This window comes from Treponema pedis (assembly GCF_017161325.1).
Lineage (GTDB): Bacteria > Spirochaetota > Spirochaetia > Treponematales > Treponemataceae > Treponema_B > Treponema_B pedis.
Genome location: NZ_CP045670.1, coordinates 554,853 through 571,518, shown reverse-complemented (window position 1 = coordinate 571,518; position 16,666 = coordinate 554,853). Strand labels below are relative to the sequence as shown.

The following is a 16,666-nucleotide window of genomic DNA, read 5'->3' as shown; positions in this document are numbered from 1 at the left end:
TGCTCCGATGCAAAATTTCTATGAGCGTTTTTTAAAGAGGTACGTTAAGATTTACAACAAGCTAACGGCGGGCAACCATAACCATCGTTCTTGCTTTTTCATTATACGGCGAAAAGTCAAAATCACCGTAAACTTCCACCGAAGAAAACCCGCTTAAAAGCATTAGATTTTTTAATTCCGAAGCGGAATAAAGACGCTGCGTATAAGTGTGGTCGGCCTTTCTGCCACGCTCATCGTAAAGTATCCATCGGGATTTTAAGCCCTCCCAGGCACCCTCAACCGAATACTCCGTTAAAACGGTAAAGCCCCCGCGTTCAAACCATTCACCTTCGGTAAAATCTCTGACGGCAATTTCTTTTCCGGTCATTTCAAGAATAAACCAGCCGTCAGCCTTTAACGATTGCGCTATGTTTTTCAGTATCAGCATATCTTCTTCAATCGTATTACAATAGCCGAAGCTTGTGTACATACTTATTGCAGCGTCAAATGCCGCAGGACGAACGAATTTGCGTAAATCGCCTTGAATGAGCTCAACATCAACGTTTTCATCCTGTGCTGAATCCATAGCGGCATTTAAAAACGGGCGGATTAAATCTATTCCCGTAACCTTCGCTTTACGCACTGCAAGTTCAATGGAGATTCTTCCCGGGCCGCAGCCTGCATCTAAAATCGAAATCCCCGCATTATTTGAAGGGACGCCGATAATTTTTAAAACGGATTCCGCAACCGTAGGAGCTTCCGCCCACCGTTGTGTATCGAATATAACCGGAGCATATTCAGCCCAAAATGTTTCATTTTCAAACCAATCGGATAACTTTTCCATTATCGTGCAACCACCTCGCTTTTAAGTTTGTTTAAAGCCGTTTTTCCGCATACGGCTTCTACAAGGGCAAAAGAAAACTCTTCGGCCGCCCCTGCCGAACAAGCCGTTATAATATTTCCGTCTTTTACAACGCGTTCATTTGCAAGAGGTTTTGTTTTTAACTCTCCGCCCATACCGGGGTAGCAGGTAAATTTTTTACCGTTTAATAAATCCCAGCTTCCCAATACGAGAGCGGGAGATGCACAAAGAGCTCCTATAACACCGCCCGATTCAAGAGTTCTCGTTACAAATTCCCGTACTTTATCGTCGGCTGCAAGACTTTGGCTGTTTTGCAAACCTCCCGGTAATACCGCCATAAAAGATTTATCAAGCATTTCCATAGCTTCGTCTAAAATAATATCGCAGGTAATAGGTAATTTCCGCGACGATATTACCGTTTTACCCGTAACACCCACTGTAACCAAATCTATACCCGCTCTGCGCAGATAATCAATAGGCGTAACGGCTTCCACTTCTTCAAACCCGTTTGCCAAAAACAAAAAAGCTTTTTTCATCTATTTCCTCCATAAAATTTATATCTGAGTTTTTAAAGCCGTAATACTTAAAAATCTCAACTACAGTCCTGTATTTAAGCTGATGTGCTTATATAATCTTTTAAATCTAATATCCGTTTGTAAAGACTGGATATTATTAAAATATTATGCTATAATAATAGCATGAAACAGGTTTTATTGATAGATATAGCGCCTACTTTACGGAACTATATTACGAAAAAATTATATGGAGCCAAAGTTTTAATGCTGTATGCGGAAAGCGCGGAGGGTGCGGAAAAAGCTTTTGAATTTATGAAAAGAAGCTCCATTTCCCTTATCATTATCGATTATAACTTCAGCAGAGATAAACTTTTTAATTTTTTTGAAAAAAAACAGCATGATGCCGAAATTGCGGCAATACCTTCCATTGTGCTTGCCTCATCGCTTGGAAAATACGACCCTTCATTACTTGCTTCTTACGGAGTAAAAAAAATAATTTCAAAACCTGTACGTGTAGATGAGCTTCTTTCCGCTCTCGGATTTGCTTTAGGTGTAAGTTTTCAAATTGATAGGACACCATGTATTTTGGAAACTAGGGTGAATGAAGATGTTATTTTCGTAGAGCTTTCACAAGGTCTGAACAGGGACAAAATAGAACTTTTACAATTTAGACTGATGGAATTAATTGAGCTTTATAAACTGCAAGTGCCGAAAGTACTTATAATAATGACCGATATAAATTTAACTTATGCCGATGTTTCCAATTTGGAATATCTTATAGACGGCGTATTAACCGTAAAATCGGTTCAACCGAAAAACATTAAATTTTTGACGCTTAATAAACTTGTTTCCGAATTCTTTGAAGGAAATCCGGCATATAAAGACGTTAAAGCCGTTGCCTCTTTAGCCGAAGCTTTGAGTTCTTTTTCGAAAGAAAGCGGTGAAACGAAAATTACATCGGCTCAAGAATTACTTCAATCGAAAGAAGCCCCTTCCGAAGGTAATTTATTGGAAACCCGTTTTAGAATAGATACCGGCGAAAATCTTTCCGTTGCCATTGTTGATGATGATTTAATTACCAGAAAAATGATGGCCGCGATTTTTTATGACATAAACGCCAATGTTCATCTTTTTGAAAACGGCGATGACTTTTTAAAAGAATTTAAAGATGATAAATATGACATAGTTTTTTTGGATATGATAATGCCCGGTATCAGCGGTATAGACGTTTTGGCAAAAATAAATTTACACGGTTATAAAACGCCCTTTATCATTCTTTCATCGGTAGACCAAAAAACTCCGATTATCAAAGCATTGGAAAGAGGTGCAAAACGTTATGTGTTAAAACCCGTAAAAAAAGAAACGATTTTGCGCAAAACCGAGGAGGTTTTAGGTGGGTATATTTAAAAAAAGTATTTCGCACGGTAAGTTGGGAAAGTATTTGGAAAATTCAAATTCTGCATACATTATATTTTCAAAAGACCGTTTGCCTATTTTTTGGAATGAATCGGCGGAAAACTTATTGCCGAATTATTTAAGTCTTGAACCTAAAATACGTTTTGATGAGTATCTGATAAAAACTATTTCACCGGCCGAATACGAAAGAGTAAAAATATTTTTAAAAAATTATGTAAAAAAATGCAGTTTTGAAATAGAATTTGAATCGCCTGCAAATTCCAATGAAAAACTGAATTTAAAAATTGATGCAGTGGAACAGGAAGACGGTAATTTTTTCGTTACCGTTGATGATATAACAAAACAAAAAGTAAAAGAAAAGTTTTTAATAAATGAAAAACATGATGTGGAAAATGCAAATAAAATGCGGAGCTTATTTTTAGCAACCGTAAGTCATGAAATAAGAACTCCTATTCAAACTATAATAGGTATGATGGAACTTATAGACGGCACAAACCTTGATGAAGAGCAAAGAGAATATACACGGCAGGTAAATTTCAGTGCGGAAGTTTTATTGGCATTGGTAAATGATGTTTTGGATTTTTCCAAATTGGAAAGCGGAAATATGTCCATTGAAAGCATTACATTTAATTTACCCGATTCAATTGAACAAACGGTAGACCTTATCGCAATGGAAGCTAATAAAAAGGGGTTGGAAGTTTTAATTGATATAGATACCGAGCTTCCCGAATTTATAATAGGAGACCCTCACCGCCTTAGACAAGTTCTTTTAAATTTTGCAAAAAACGCCGTTAAATTTACGGAACACGGAAGCATATTGGTTTCGGTAAGACAAATTCATGAAACCGTACAAAGCGATGACGGAGAAAGTAAAAAGTCTTTTATTTTATGTGAAGTTGCCGATACAGGCATAGGTGTTTCCGACGAACAAAAAGATAAAATATTTAATTCGTTTTATCAAGGTAACGCCGCAATAAACAGAAAATACGGCGGAACCGGATTGGGCCTTGCAATTTCAAAAAACATAGTTACTATGATGAAGGGAGAAATAGGTTTAAGAGATAACTTTCAAGAAGGTTCCGTTTTTTGGTTTAAGATACCCCTTGTGCCTTCAATAAAAAAAGCTCCTCAAGAAAATATTCTTTTGGACAAAACTACACGCTTTTTAATAGTTGACGATAATTTGCATACACGTTCGGTAATAAAAAGAATGTTGTCGAAATTCGGATTCGGAGATATTTCTATGGTAAGCTCGGGAAAGCAGGCGATAGAAATTATGCAGGCGGCTCAAAAAAACGGCTCCCCGTTTGAAATAGTCTTTATCGATATGATAATGCCTGAAATGGACGGATGGAGATTAGGTGCTGAAATCCACAATGATGCCGCACTTAAAGATTCAAAACTTTATTTGATGATTCCGGAAGGCAGTTTGGGCGGAGATGCAAAAATGAAACTTTTGGAGTGGTTTGAAGGTTATTTATATAAACCTCTTAAACGCAGACTTGTATTTAATTTATTAAACGATATTTACAGAAAATCTCATGATGTCCTTACTGCAAATGATATCCATGAGCTTGAACCTTTAGAAGAGGGGGCTTCCGCTTCTTTCCGTGCGGATGAAGATAATTTAAATGCTCCGAAAAAATTAAAACAAAATTTTAAAATTCTTGTTGTTGACGACCATACGGTAAACTTGAATTTGCTTAAAATTCTTCTTGAAAAATCGGGCTATGATGTAACAACCGCTGAAAACGGACAGGAAGCAATTAACATGGCTTCCAAAACCGAATTTGATATTATTTTTATGGATATTCAAATGCCGATTTTAAACGGATATGAAGCTACGCAAATTTTGCGTCAAAGCGGGTACAGTCTTCCCATAGTTGCATGTACGGCAGGGTCTCAAGAAGATGAAAGGAAATTATGTCTATCTATGGGAATGGACGATATTATTGCAAAACCCTTTAATAAGCAGCAGCTTTTGGATATGGTTGAAAGGTATCGCCAATAAAAGGGGCTTTTAACCAGGTAAGCTCATGTTTGTTTGCCGTTAAGTGAATAATCTTTGAATTTGGAATGTCCGCAAACTTTTTAATTGTTTCGGTATCGGGAAGCCCTTGCATTTTTATGGTACAAATAAATTTTTCGCATAAGCCTGAGCTTAGCCATTTTAACACCCACTCGTAAAGGCGCGGAGGATAACAAATTACATCGGAAAATACCCAGTCGGCCTTTCCCAACTCTTCCGGTTTTAAAGTAAAAGCATCATGTTTTATAAATTTAATGTTTTCTTTTTTCATTAAATCGGGTACAAGCGGACTTCTATCGATAGCGGTTATTGTACATCTCAAATTGTTAAGTACCCATGTCCAGCCTCCCGGACATGCTCCCGCGTCTATGCAAATTGAATCGGCGGAAGGCAAAACGGATAATTCCCGTTTTTTATTGTCCGTACCGTTTTCGGTATTTTGTAAAAGAATTCGATTTTGCTTTTCATAAAATTTAAGCAAGGTAAGAGCTTCCCATATTTTAAGATAGGCACGGCTGGGAGGATTTATTTTATCTTCTTTAAAGAAAATTTCGCCGCGAGGAAAGGGGCTTGAAGTTTTTGCGGAGGCGAAAAGCGTATGTTCATTTAAGAGTGTCCATAATCCCATTTCGGCAAGCGGAACATCGTATGGGAAAGGTCTTTCCTTTTTACTTATAAAAGGAAGCTGTTTTTCGATAAGTTCGGCGCGCCTAAAGCAGTTAAAAGGATAAAAAGCCCAATTGCGCTGAACCGAACGCAGTACTTTTGCAGCTTCGCTTATACTGTTAAATTCTGCGATAAAGGGTTCTTCCATACAAAGTCTGTGCCAATAAATACCGTTTTTAAATTTTTCACGGTAAATTATATTTCCGTAACAAGCGGCGTCCTTAGGAAGAGCGGTTATTCCCATAGGCTCATCATTATGAGGAATTTCAAGTTCGTCCAATAAATGATTTTCAAATTGAGGAATATTAAGCCATGCTTTTCCTGCAAGCTTTTTAATACGGGAGTCTTTATACAAAGGAAGCAATTTATAAGTCCGAAAGATAAAAAGAAACGGCTGTGTAAAATTTAATTTTTTTACACAGCCGCTTTTTTATAAAATGTTATTTAAAAAACGACAATGGAATAGTAATTTCAGGCATTCCGGAGCTGTAAGGAGCTACCTGATATTGCGGAAAAATAATTTTTACATTATCCCGTTCAATTTTAAATACTTTAAAATTTTCAGCGGCAGGAGCTGTTCCTTTTTTAATCCATTCTTCATCGGAAATAAGTGTTCCGCTTTTTACTTTTTTCAAAAGCAGTTTTCCGGCTTCTTCCGAAAGTTTATTAAGCCAATCCGCGGAAGCGGGTTTTAAGGCTTCCTGTAAGGACATTATTTTTTTAGTTTTTACGTCATAATTTATGGAAACCAATTCGGTATTTCCATGTGCACCGCCTGTATACTTATCAGCCGTAATAATAAATCCTATATACTTATCCGATTTTTCTACCTTATCGTAGTTGATAATAAGTCCAAAAGCTCTTGCCGCAGGAGAGCCGACCATATCTTCAGCCGTAGTTGCAGTATAAATGCCGTCAAAGCCGCTTTGAATGTTTCTAAGCGTTTCCAAAACAATTGCATTTAATTTCGGCTCTTCTTCAAAAAAAGGAACCTCTGCAGTAGAAGTGTAAGATATTGAAGGACCGCGGTCTTCAACTTTTTTTCCGGAAGCCTCCGAAACTCCTTTTGCGGTTAATACCGATGTACATAACAGCAAACTTAAAACAATAATTGTTTTTGCATAAATCTTTTTCATTTTTATCTCCTATGAAAAACTGTAACGGTTTTATCAGATGTCTAATATAAAACATAACCTTAAAAAGAGTTACAGAATGTAAATATAAGATATATAAATATTTTTTGCAATAGCCCTTAAGTTTTGTAAAAAGACGGCTATACTTTAAATTTATTCATCTCCGTTTCCAAATTATCTATACTGTGTTTATTTTTTTCGGTGAACATTTTTATTTCGTGTACGGAGTCGTTTATTTGTACAAATCCTAAGGCAATTTCTTCCATGCGTTTTTGGACACTTTGAGTAACGATATCAAGATTTTTTGTTTCAGCCGTAACTTTTTTACTTCCCATAAGCATTTCATCGGAACCCGTTTTTACCGCTACCGTTACATCATTTATTCTTTGCATTGAATTAAGTACATCGCTTCCGGCCTTTGATTGTTCTTCCATAGCGGCGCTTACCATAACTGCGGATTGTTTTACATATTCCGCATGTTCGGAAATGGCGGTAAACTTTTCTACGGCTAAGGTTGCAGCCTTTGCAAGCATTTCAATTTCGCCGGTTATGGCTTTTAGCGTAGTGCTGATTGTTTTTCCTTGACTGCTGGATTCTTCAGCCAGCTTTCTTATTTCATCGGCTACAACGGCAAAACCCTTGCCCGATTCTCCTGCATGAGCCGCTTCTATTGCGGCGTTCATTGCCAGCAAATTGGTTTGCGACGCTATATTTTCGATAACATTCGAAGCTTCAATTAATTGACCGGATTGTTCCGCAATGTTTTGTGAAATGGTGTTCGCTTCAATTAAGGCATTTTTTCCGTCTATTGTGGCGGAAGAAAGGCTTTCTATTGATTTATCCGCATGCCTTACACTGTTGGTAACCGATTGAATATTTGCAACCATTTGTTCAATTGCAGCGGACGATTCGCTTACACTTTTCGTCTGCACTTCTATCTCCGAATTCAATTTTTGGATTGATTGAATTACCTGCTCTATTGTAGCGGCGGTTTCCGACACGCTGTGAGACTGTTCCTTTGCTTCAGAATTTAATTCATCAATATCTTCCGCTATTTGACTAATTGCGCTTCCCGCTTTTTGCATTTCGTTAAAAAGCTGTTCTCCTATTGAGCCCATCGTATCCGATTCAGTTTTTATTTGCTTAAAGGAAGAGCGTATTTCTTTTGCAGTGTAATTTATATAGTCGCCTATTTTTCCCAACTCATCTTTTTTTGCATTGATTTGAACGGTAAAATCTCCTTGCGCCAGTTTTTCAAATGCTCCGCCCCATAATATAATTCTTTTGGAAAGTTTTCTAACTCCCAATGCAATAAAAGCTACAACAACCGCCAATATTATTATCGTTACGGCAATAGAATCCTTTGCTATAGCAAAAAAAGTCGGCAAAAAATCTTTTATCGGAGCAATAAAAACCATTCTGTAAGGAAAATCTTCCGTTGCCTTTTTTTCCGCATATATCATTTTGCCTTGCTTTTTGTCATTCCACGTTTTTATATGTGAAAAGTTTTTTACGGACTGCATATCGGAAGAAAGATAATTGTTTAAGTCATTACCGAAAGCATCGTCCCTTGATGAAATTATAATATTATTTTTTTCGTCTACAAGACAAAGAATCGAATTTACACTTGGGACAACTTTTTTTACTTTCATAATAGATGTATTTAAATCAAGACCGACTCCGGCTATTCCGATAATTTTTTTATTTTTATCGAATATTTGAGAGTTTATCCATAAACCGGTTAATCCCGTTTCTTTGTTTTCGTTAATAAAAAAAGTAGTTTTATCTTTTAAATTTATAGTAGTATAAAACCATTCATCGGAAGGGGTATTTTTATTTAATTTTCCCGTTTGAATCGTTTTGTTTATATCGGATTGATAATTGGTTTGAGATTTTACACTTGCAACAAATACGGAAATAATATTTTCTTTTAGAGCAAGGTCTTTAAATTTATCCATAACATTTATTTTTAAATCGCCTTCACTCTCACCCGAATTAATCCATTTAATAAGTTCCGCATCTTCCGACCAATGTTCCGCATACAAAAAACCTCTTATAAATTCTGTTTCCATATCTATTGCAGCGGAATCCAAGATACCCTGAGTACTTTCATAAAAACGGCTTTCAAATTTGGTTTTTACGGACAACACTGTAAAACCTATAGTGCAGGCAACGGTAAGCACAAGCGTTAATCCGGTAAAAAAGGTTAGTTAAAAACGGATTGTCATACTTTTCTCCTTATTTGTGTCTTTTGGATACACTATTATATTATTTTTTTAATACTTACAGTGTAACATATTTGAAAAAATATATCAAGGTTAATTATTCCGAAAAAGTTTTCAAAATATGAGGTTTATTTTAATCAATGCTATTTTGCATTGATTAAAAACGCTGTCTGAGTTTGCTTGAAATTTATTTTGAAAACTCGCATTATTGTATGTGCGCTTTTCGCGCACCAATGCAACAGTCTTCGAGAATTGATATTCTCTCAACTGTTGCATTTTAAGGAACTTTTTTTACGAATATACCTTGATAAATTAGGTATATTTTGATATGATATACTTATGTTAAACAAGCAGGAAATTTTACGAGGACTTACCGATACGCTTATTTTAGGGCAAGTATATTTTGAAGACAGCTACGGGTATGAAATAAATAAACGGATTTATCAAAAAAGCGGAAAATTGTTTCAGCTTACCGAAGCTACTTTATATACTGCATTTAGGCGGCTTGAAACGGCGGGGCTTTTAACTTCTTATTGGGGCGATGGAGATTCGGGTGCAAGAAGGCGGTATTATTCCATAACCGAAACGGGAAAAAAGCTGTACCTCGAAAATATAAAGGATTGGGAAGAATTTTCCGATGCCGTTTCAAGTTTGTTTAAACATTGATATTTTAAATAACACTTAATAGGAGAAAAAGATGAACGGTAAAATCAAAAACTATGTTGACCTTCTTTTTGAAGGTGTACCTCGGAGCCAAAAGGCTATTGAGCTTAGAAATGAAATTTTGTCAAATTTAAACGACAAATTCGAAGCCTTTTTAAAAGAAGGTAAAACCGAGCATGAAGCTTACGGTTTTGCTATTGCGGAACTGGGAGAAGTCGATGAGCTTATTAAAACCGTTTTGCCGAACAATGAAATAATCGAAAAAATCGATAAAGAGCGGAAACGGAGAGGGCTTATTACGGCGTTTTCTATAGGTGCTTATATATGTGCACCCGCAGTACTTATTTTTCTTTCTACTTTCGGATACGACACGGCGGGTGTTGTTGCGCTTCTTACAATTTCAGCCGTTGCCACTTCCGCACTGGTTTATTCCGGTATGAGCACTCCGACTGAAGTTATTCCGTATTTTAAGAACTCGACAAAATTCCGAGACAAAAACGATTACGTTCCGAATAAAGATGATGTTTCAAATAAAGATTACTTTTTTTATTCTCTTCAAAAATTTTATTGGCTTCTTATTACCGTCATATATTTAGCGGTAAGTTTTTTAACTCATGCATGGCATATTTCGTGGCTGATTTTTATGTCCGGCGCCGCTATTTGGCAAGGTATAAAACTTATTATAATTTTCTTTAATGATAAAAAGGAAAATATCAGATGAAAAAAAATTTAATTCTTGCAGCCGCATGGTTTTTTGCAGCCGCTCTTATAACCGCCTTTTTTGTAACCGAATTGCAAGGCTACGGTATAACAAAAGGAAATAAATTTTGCCGTTTCCCGTTCGTTTTTAAAAACGGACACTTTACTTCCAATGTAACCGTTTTAAAAGAAGAACGCTTTAATGCAAGTGAAATAACTTTTATAAAAGCTTCGTTGACTTATGAAGATATAAGGTTTAAACCGAGTTTAGATAATACATTTTCAATAAAAATTATAGGAAATGATGAAAATAAAAATCTTCCTGAAATACGAGCGGAAAACGGAACCTTATATATTACAGCTTTTAAAAATAATAGAATCTATTTCGGCTGGTATAACAATTTGCACTGCCGAATTGAAATTTCAGTGCCCGTTAAAAAGCAAAACAGTATGGAAAACACGGGAAACAAAATGCTCACCGATTTAATAAGTGTATTTATTGAAGGCTCTTCTTCGGACATTACGCTTGAAGATATTGCACTGAAAAATTTCAAATTTGAAAGCTCCAGCGGAGATTTAACTTTAAGAGATTCTAAAATTGCAAATTTGCTTGAGGTACATACCGCTTCCGGAGATATAAGAGGTACAGCCGATATTTATAAGTTTACGGTAAATTCAACGTCCGGCGATTTAAGATTAAAACTATTATCGGTACCAACCGAGCTTTCAAAATTTTACGGCACTTCAGGTGATTACCTGATACATTTACCCGCCGATATAGACGGTTTTTCGTGTAACTTCAATTCGGTTTCAGGAGATTATAAAAATGCCTTTACAGGCACCTCCGGGGAAAAAAAGGTACACGAGATATATAAAAATGAAGCCCCTCAATTTTTTATCGAAACCGTTTCAGGCGATTGCAGAATTAGAAAGTTTTAACCGTATATCCGAAATCTTCTTATAAAATAAACAATCGGAGAAAATAAAGCGAGTTTGTTTTACAAACTCGCTAAACGGTTTTACGAGGTATCCGCTTCGAGTAAAACAAATGTATGTTTAATTATTCCGATAAGAATAATTTTACTTCCTTCATAAACTATTCGGTTTATCCTGTTTCTACTCGCTTTATTGTTTTAGGAGGTGTTTTAATTTTTCAAAAACCGCATATTGTACGGTAAATCTTCAACCGTTTTAAATTTTACAATATACGGTTCATAAATACAAAGCGGAAAGCGGTATACAAAGACTTATTCGGCAGGCATCTTTACATTCAACTACGGTAAGCCGCTTTGTTTTTTTATAGGAGAAAAATTCATAATTTACCTTTGAACCCTTCCCGATGCATCTCCTTCGGCAAGACGCAAAACTTCTTCAAATGAAACTTGATTAAAGTCTCCTATTACCGAGTGTTTTAAGCATGAGGCGGCGGAAGCAAAATCGATTTGTTTTTGAGGTTTAAATCCGTTTAATTCCGCACAAATTAAGGCGGCAGCGAAGCTGTCTCCTCCGCCTAAGCGGTCTACGACCTGCATAGTGTATTTTTTACCGAAATAAGCCTTGCCCTTTTCGTACAGCATTGCAGACCAGTTGTTTTCGCTTGCCGAAACCGATTCGCGCAAAGTTATTCCGACTTTTTTAAAACCGAATTTTTTGCATAACTTTGCCGCCACCTCTTTATAGCCTTTTTCATTCAGTTTTCCTGAAATTATATTTGTATTTTTGGAAGTAATCCCGAAAACTTCGGCGGCATCTTCTTCATTTGAAATACATACGTCTACAAATTCGCAAATAGAAGACATTGCCGTGCGGGCTTCTTCAGCCGTCCAAAGTTTTTTGCGGTAATTTAAATCGCAGGAAACTGTAAGCCCCATCGATTTTGCCGCCTTACACGCCTCAAGACAGATTTCTGCGGCGGTTTTACTTAATGCAGGTGTAATACCCGTAAAGTGAAACCATTCGGCATTTTTAAAAATCCGCTTCCAATCGAACTCAATAGGAGCTGCTTCCGCAATTGCGGAGCCTGCACGGTCGTAAATAACTTTTGAAGCTCTCTGCGAAGCTCCTTTTTCCAAAAAATAAATTCCCATACGGTTTCCGCCGCGCACAACTTCCGAAACGTCTACACCGTATCTTCTTAAAGAATTTAATGCAGCCTGACCTATTTCGTGTGAGGGCAGTTTTGTAACATATACGGAATGTAAGCCGAAATTCGAAAGCGAAACCGCAACATTTGCCTCGGCCCCTCCGAAAACGAGTTCCAATTTTTCAGCTTGAACAAAACGGTTCACTCCTTCGGGTGAAAGGCGCAGCATAAGCTCTCCCATAGTTACAACTTTTTTACCTTCAAAGGATTTTTTTTGTTCCGTAGAAATTTCATGCTTTATTTTGTCAGGATTTCCCGACGCAGTTTCGGTTGAAATTTCAGAAGGAGTTTTTTTCTTTTCCGTTTGAATTTTTCCGCTTACGTGTTTACCGGATACAGCTCGTGCTTTTTTTACGGTTAAAAGAGCCGATGCAGCTTCTTCCGTGATTTTTAAAAAATTGCCTGAAGAAATCAATTCTTTTGAAACAAACCAACTTCCGCCGCAGGCAAATACTTTGGAAAAAGCCGCATAATCCGCAAGGTTTTCTTTATTTATTCCTCCTGTCGGCATAAAGCGGATATTCGGATAGGGAGCGGAAATTGCCTTTATAAATTTGATTCCGCCTGCCGCTTCGGCAGGGAAAAATTTTACGGTTTCCAAACCTGAGTTCATAGCCTCTTCAATTCCGCTTGCCGTCGATACTCCCGGAATTATCGGGATTCCGTTTTTTATACAATGCTCTACAACCTTAGGATTAAATCCGGGGCTTACAATAAATTTTGCACCTGCCGCCATCGCTTTATCAGCCTGCTCCGTATTTAAAACCGTACCTGCTCCTAAAAGCAATTCCGGCAGTTTTTTTGATAATATTGCAATAGCTTTTTCGGCAGCCTCCGTTCTAAAAGTAATTTCGGCACAGTTAAGTCCTGCGTCAAGAAGAGCCTTGCCTAAGGGTAAGGCATCTTTTTCGTTTTCCAAAACAATAACCGGAACAATCCCCAATTTTTCTATTTGTTTAAAAATTTTATTCATATACCTCTCCTATAAAAACTTTTTTGAAGGGATTATCAAATCCCGAAAAAAAGTTTTTTCAAGCGGCTTGTAAACAAACCGCATAATAATACGATGTTTTGCACCTTTTGTGCAAAACTCTAAGATAAACGGTAAGCTCCGAATAGAGCGAACCGTTTATCGCCTCTCCTATAAAAACTTTTTTGAAGGGATTATCAAATCCCGAAAAAAAGTTTTTATCCGCACATCGCCTTTTCGGATTTGTTTAAAATACGGCGGTACGCTTTTTATTTTATCACAGTTTATTTTCTTTGTCTGCTGCATTGCAAAACGGATTTTTTTATGCTAAAATGTAAGAGCTATGAAAAATTCGTTTTTAGTGCCGGTAGTTTTTATTATAAATTTTATTTTATGGCTTGTCTCTTTTTCAATATTTGCGGGTATCCGGGAATATTTGACGGCAGGCGGAACCGGGTATTTTTTATTATACTCTATGCTGCACACAATGTATTTGACGGCACCGCTTGCATGTATTGCGGCAATCTTTTCGGTTTACGTTTTTTTAATGAGGCATTATTCCAAACGAATAATTTCATTTTTACTTTTCGCAGTTATCTTCGGAATTTTTTTTGCCGGAGTTATTCCGCTTTGCTATTCTCAAGGAAAAAAAATAAATTCAATGTTAAATGCACAAACAAAAGAAACCGTTGATGATAAATATTTAATCGAATTTATTGAGCCTCCCGCATTTATTCAAGCTGCAAATAAACTGATAAACCCGGTATTGAACGATATGTATTTTTACTATACTAAAGGTTATTTGCAATACCTGCTGTTTGCAGGTTCCTTTTTTTTCGTAATACTTTCATTTTGGATTTGCACCGTTTGTACCGATTGGAAGATAATAAACTTCAGCCTTTTACCTTTTCTTTCAGGTCTGCTTTTTTATGCATACGGATATGCAAAATCCGTAAATTTTATTCAAATAATACAAAACCGTTTACCGCTGAATCTTCCGCAAATTTGGATTTTTCCGATTTGTTTTACGGCACTTGCCTTGTTATTTTTCGCTTATACGGGGCTTTTACTTTTAATTCGATACAAAAGGAGCAATCCGCATAAACGTATGTCTAAAATAAAAAAAGTAAAACAAAAGAAACCGCCGAAACCCGGCAAAACGGGACGTATTCCGCGTCAAAGCAGAATGAGAATAAAGGAGAAAATGTAAATGCATAAAATATCAAAATTAACTCCATATATTTTTGTGCATCTTTTAATAGGAATTATAAGCTGCTTTACTTTCGTATTCTTTTTTCCGATGGGAGTAAATTTACTGCCTCACTTTTTAATAGGCTGGAAAATTAGAGAAGCGGTTTTGCTGTTCATATTTTATCTTCCGTTTTTGTATGTCAGCTCTTTAATTTTGGGGTATACGATTATTTTCGGAAGATACGGGCCCGTAACAATGCAAAGAGGCTCTTCGATAATGTTAAAATTTATAAGGTCTTTTTTTATTGTTTCGATTATAGCGGTTTCCGTTTATGTTGTCCTTGCCGAAGCCGTAAAACCGATTCTTTTAGAAAAACAATCCGATGTCTTACTTAAAACCGAAACTTATAATGAATATACAAAACTTGCAAAAGAAGCGGCGGCTCGTAAAGAATATGAAAACGCCTTGCAGCATATTGAAAAAGCGGTAAATGTTTGGCCTGAAGGCGGCGAAGCTAAAAAAATTTACGATACGATAAAAATTTCAAATGAGGAATCTTCAATTGTAAATAAAGCCGATATGTCTTTAGAAAATACAGAAGAACTTAAAATTTCGGAAAAGCTGTCGCCTGAACAGGCTCTTAAAATTGCGGAAAGAGCAATGGTTACTCACGATTTATATACCGCGCATTACTACGCAAAACTTGCGGAACAAACCTTTGATAACGGAAATCCTTTAAAAACGGAGGCGGAAGCCGTTGCAAAAAAATCATGGGAAGAAGTTGAAAAAGGTCTTGCCGAAACTTTAGAAGAGGCGGGAATCGTTCTTTTTAAAGATAAAAAAGCCGCATACGAAGCTATGCAAACCGGAAATTTTATAAAAGCGTATTATTCCTTTTTGCAAATTAAAAACGATTTATTAAAACGGGATAATACTAAAACGGACCCTGAAGTTGAACGCTTTCTTAAACTGTCAAAGATAAATCTTGAAAACAATACTTTTTTTAAAGATGAAATTGAAAATCTGCCCGCATTTACACTTAATAAAAATATTTCGTTTACCGTAGGGGGTATTGAAGCAAATTCAAAAATAAGAATTTGCGGTATAGCTCGGGTTGCAGATAAAAAGAGTTATCATATCTATCTGATGAATACGGAATATACTTATTCCGAGCACGGAAAGGTAAAATACTCCATTTTAATTCCTTATTCCAAATTAAAACGTATTGAAAATGCGGACGGCAGTGTTTCATTAATGCTTCAATTGCGTTCGGTAGATAGAAATATTTACGGCAATGATATTTCTCCGAATATTATTATTGGAGAATTGCCTGAAAAAAATTATTATAATATCATTTTACCTATGAGTCTTGCCGATTTTAATTTAATAGAAGCCGCTTCGCGCGGTCCTGTAGAAATGAAACTTTCTTCTTTGTATTATTTCAGCTTAAAAGCCGAAAAATACGGATTTATAAAAGCCGCTTATTTACGTGAAATTTTATTCAGGTTGGCGGAACCTCTTTTACTTTTAATTATTTCGATTGCGGCTGTAATAATTGCGTGGATTTTTAGATTGTCTTCGGGAGCTAAATTTAAAAAACGCTGGATTATAGCAGTCCCTCTCTGCCCGTTTTTTGCTTATCTTTTGGTGGAAACAATAAGATATGCATATAAATTATTAGTTGCCTTTTTTGTTTCGGTTACACCTAAATATGTTTCGCTCATTATATTCGGAATGCTGATACTTTTATTTATAGGTGTTACGGCACGTTTGTTTTATCAACGGTCTGAGTAAACATACCGATAAATTACAGTCTAAAATTTTTTATATTCACAAAAATATATTCTATAAATTGCAACAATCGATTTTAGGAGGCTGAAATGCAAAAACTTCTTATTATAACAATATCGTCTGCTGTTGCCGTATCATATAAAGACTGTCTTTTTAATTTATTCGGAAACTCTCTTATCATAAAAACCAAAAGTATAGAGACCGATGACTTTACGATTATAGAAAATGCCGATGTTTATCTTGTAGCAACCACTTCAAGTAAATATTTTGATTATGTTATGTCTAAAATTGATAAAAATAAAGCGGTGTTGACAAGACTCACTTTTAAACAAAAAGATATTGACGCTTTAAAAAAAATACCTTATTGCAATATATATTAATTT

At 36.1% G+C, this 16,666-nt stretch carries 14 protein-coding genes; 8 read left to right on the top strand and 6 right to left on the bottom strand.

The annotated features are described in order from the left end of the window. Window positions 1-61: 61 nt before the first annotated feature. Both DYQ05_RS02470 and DYQ05_RS02465 read right to left on the bottom strand, forming a co-directional pair. On the bottom strand, window positions 62-823 hold the full coding sequence (locus DYQ05_RS02470; protein WP_024466983.1) for a class I SAM-dependent methyltransferase: 762 nt from the start codon (window positions 821-823) through the stop codon (window positions 62-64). Beyond that, entirely contained in the window at window positions 823-1,377 is a 555-nt protein-coding gene (locus DYQ05_RS02465) for a DJ-1 family glyoxalase III (protein WP_020964321.1), read from the bottom strand. Before DYQ05_RS02465 ends, DYQ05_RS02470 begins: the two co-directional genes overlap by 1 nt. Before the next feature lie 162 nt (window positions 1,378-1,539). On the opposite strand from DYQ05_RS02465, the gene DYQ05_RS02460 reads away from it, so the two are divergent. Beyond that, window positions 1,540-2,763 (top strand): response regulator, encoded by a 1,224-nt coding sequence (locus DYQ05_RS02460; protein WP_020964320.1) that lies wholly within the window; start codon window positions 1,540-1,542, stop codon window positions 2,761-2,763. Further along, window positions 2,750-4,783 (top strand): response regulator, encoded by a 2,034-nt coding sequence (locus tag DYQ05_RS02455; protein ID WP_024469164.1) that lies wholly within the window; start codon window positions 2,750-2,752, stop codon window positions 4,781-4,783. The genes DYQ05_RS02460 and DYQ05_RS02455 overlap by 14 nt, the downstream gene beginning before the upstream one ends. Here DYQ05_RS02455 and DYQ05_RS02450 read toward each other — a convergent pair. The 3 genes from DYQ05_RS02450 to DYQ05_RS02440 form a co-directional block, all read right to left on the bottom strand. Continuing rightward, a complete protein-coding gene (locus DYQ05_RS02450; protein WP_206183772.1) occupies window positions 4,737-5,831 on the bottom strand; it encodes an SAM-dependent methyltransferase in 1,095 nt (364 codons plus the stop codon). The two genes, DYQ05_RS02455 and DYQ05_RS02450, sit on opposite strands and share 47 nt — an antisense overlap. A gap of 76 nt (window positions 5,832-5,907) precedes the next feature. Beyond that, window positions 5,908-6,603, bottom strand: coding sequence for a DUF3298 and DUF4163 domain-containing protein (locus DYQ05_RS02445; protein WP_024466980.1), 696 nt, complete (start codon window positions 6,601-6,603; stop codon window positions 5,908-5,910). Between the two features lie 137 nt (window positions 6,604-6,740). Continuing rightward, window positions 6,741-8,783 carry a methyl-accepting chemotaxis protein gene (locus DYQ05_RS02440; RefSeq protein WP_206183771.1) on the bottom strand — a complete coding sequence of 681 codons (2,043 nt, stop codon included), beginning with the start codon at window positions 8,781-8,783 and terminating at the stop codon, window positions 6,741-6,743. Window positions 8,784-9,164: 381 nt separating this feature from the next. On the opposite strand from DYQ05_RS02440, the gene DYQ05_RS02435 reads away from it, so the two are divergent. Genes DYQ05_RS02435 through DYQ05_RS02425 form a run of 3 tightly spaced genes read left to right on the top strand, consistent with a single transcriptional unit; the run spans window position 9,165 to window position 11,126 of the window. After that, window positions 9,165-9,491, top strand: coding sequence for a PadR family transcriptional regulator (locus DYQ05_RS02435; protein ID WP_020964315.1), 327 nt, complete (start codon window positions 9,165-9,167; stop codon window positions 9,489-9,491). A gap of 31 nt (window positions 9,492-9,522) precedes the next feature. After that, the gene (locus DYQ05_RS02430; RefSeq protein WP_206183770.1) at window positions 9,523-10,209 is read left to right on the top strand and encodes a permease prefix domain 1-containing protein; all 687 of its coding nucleotides are present in this window, start codon (window positions 9,523-9,525) and stop codon (window positions 10,207-10,209) included. Next, window positions 10,206-11,126, top strand: a complete 921-nt coding sequence (locus tag DYQ05_RS02425) for a DUF4097 family beta strand repeat-containing protein (RefSeq protein ID WP_206183769.1) — start codon at window positions 10,206-10,208, stop codon at window positions 11,124-11,126. The genes DYQ05_RS02430 and DYQ05_RS02425 overlap by 4 nt, the downstream gene beginning before the upstream one ends. A gap of 380 nt (window positions 11,127-11,506) precedes the next feature. Here DYQ05_RS02425 and DYQ05_RS14275 read toward each other — a convergent pair whose 3' ends face one another. After that, window positions 11,507-13,303 (bottom strand): KHG/KDPG aldolase/sugar kinase fusion protein, encoded by a 1,797-nt coding sequence (locus tag DYQ05_RS14275; protein WP_206183768.1) that lies wholly within the window; start codon window positions 13,301-13,303, stop codon window positions 11,507-11,509. A gap of 340 nt (window positions 13,304-13,643) precedes the next feature. Here DYQ05_RS14275 and DYQ05_RS02415 point away from each other — a divergent pair, with 340 nt between their 5' ends. From DYQ05_RS02415 to DYQ05_RS02405, 3 genes are all read left to right on the top strand, one after another. Then, window positions 13,644-14,510: a hypothetical protein gene (locus DYQ05_RS02415; RefSeq protein WP_029409745.1), complete on the top strand. Its 867-nt coding sequence runs from the start codon at window positions 13,644-13,646 to the stop codon at window positions 14,508-14,510. Beyond that, window positions 14,511-16,286 (top strand): hypothetical protein, encoded by a 1,776-nt coding sequence (locus DYQ05_RS02410; protein WP_029409746.1) that lies wholly within the window; start codon window positions 14,511-14,513, stop codon window positions 16,284-16,286. Between the two features lie 86 nt (window positions 16,287-16,372). Further along, window positions 16,373-16,663 (top strand): hypothetical protein, encoded by a 291-nt coding sequence (locus DYQ05_RS02405; RefSeq protein ID WP_206183767.1) that lies wholly within the window; start codon window positions 16,373-16,375, stop codon window positions 16,661-16,663. Window positions 16,664-16,666: the final 3 nt, after the last annotated feature.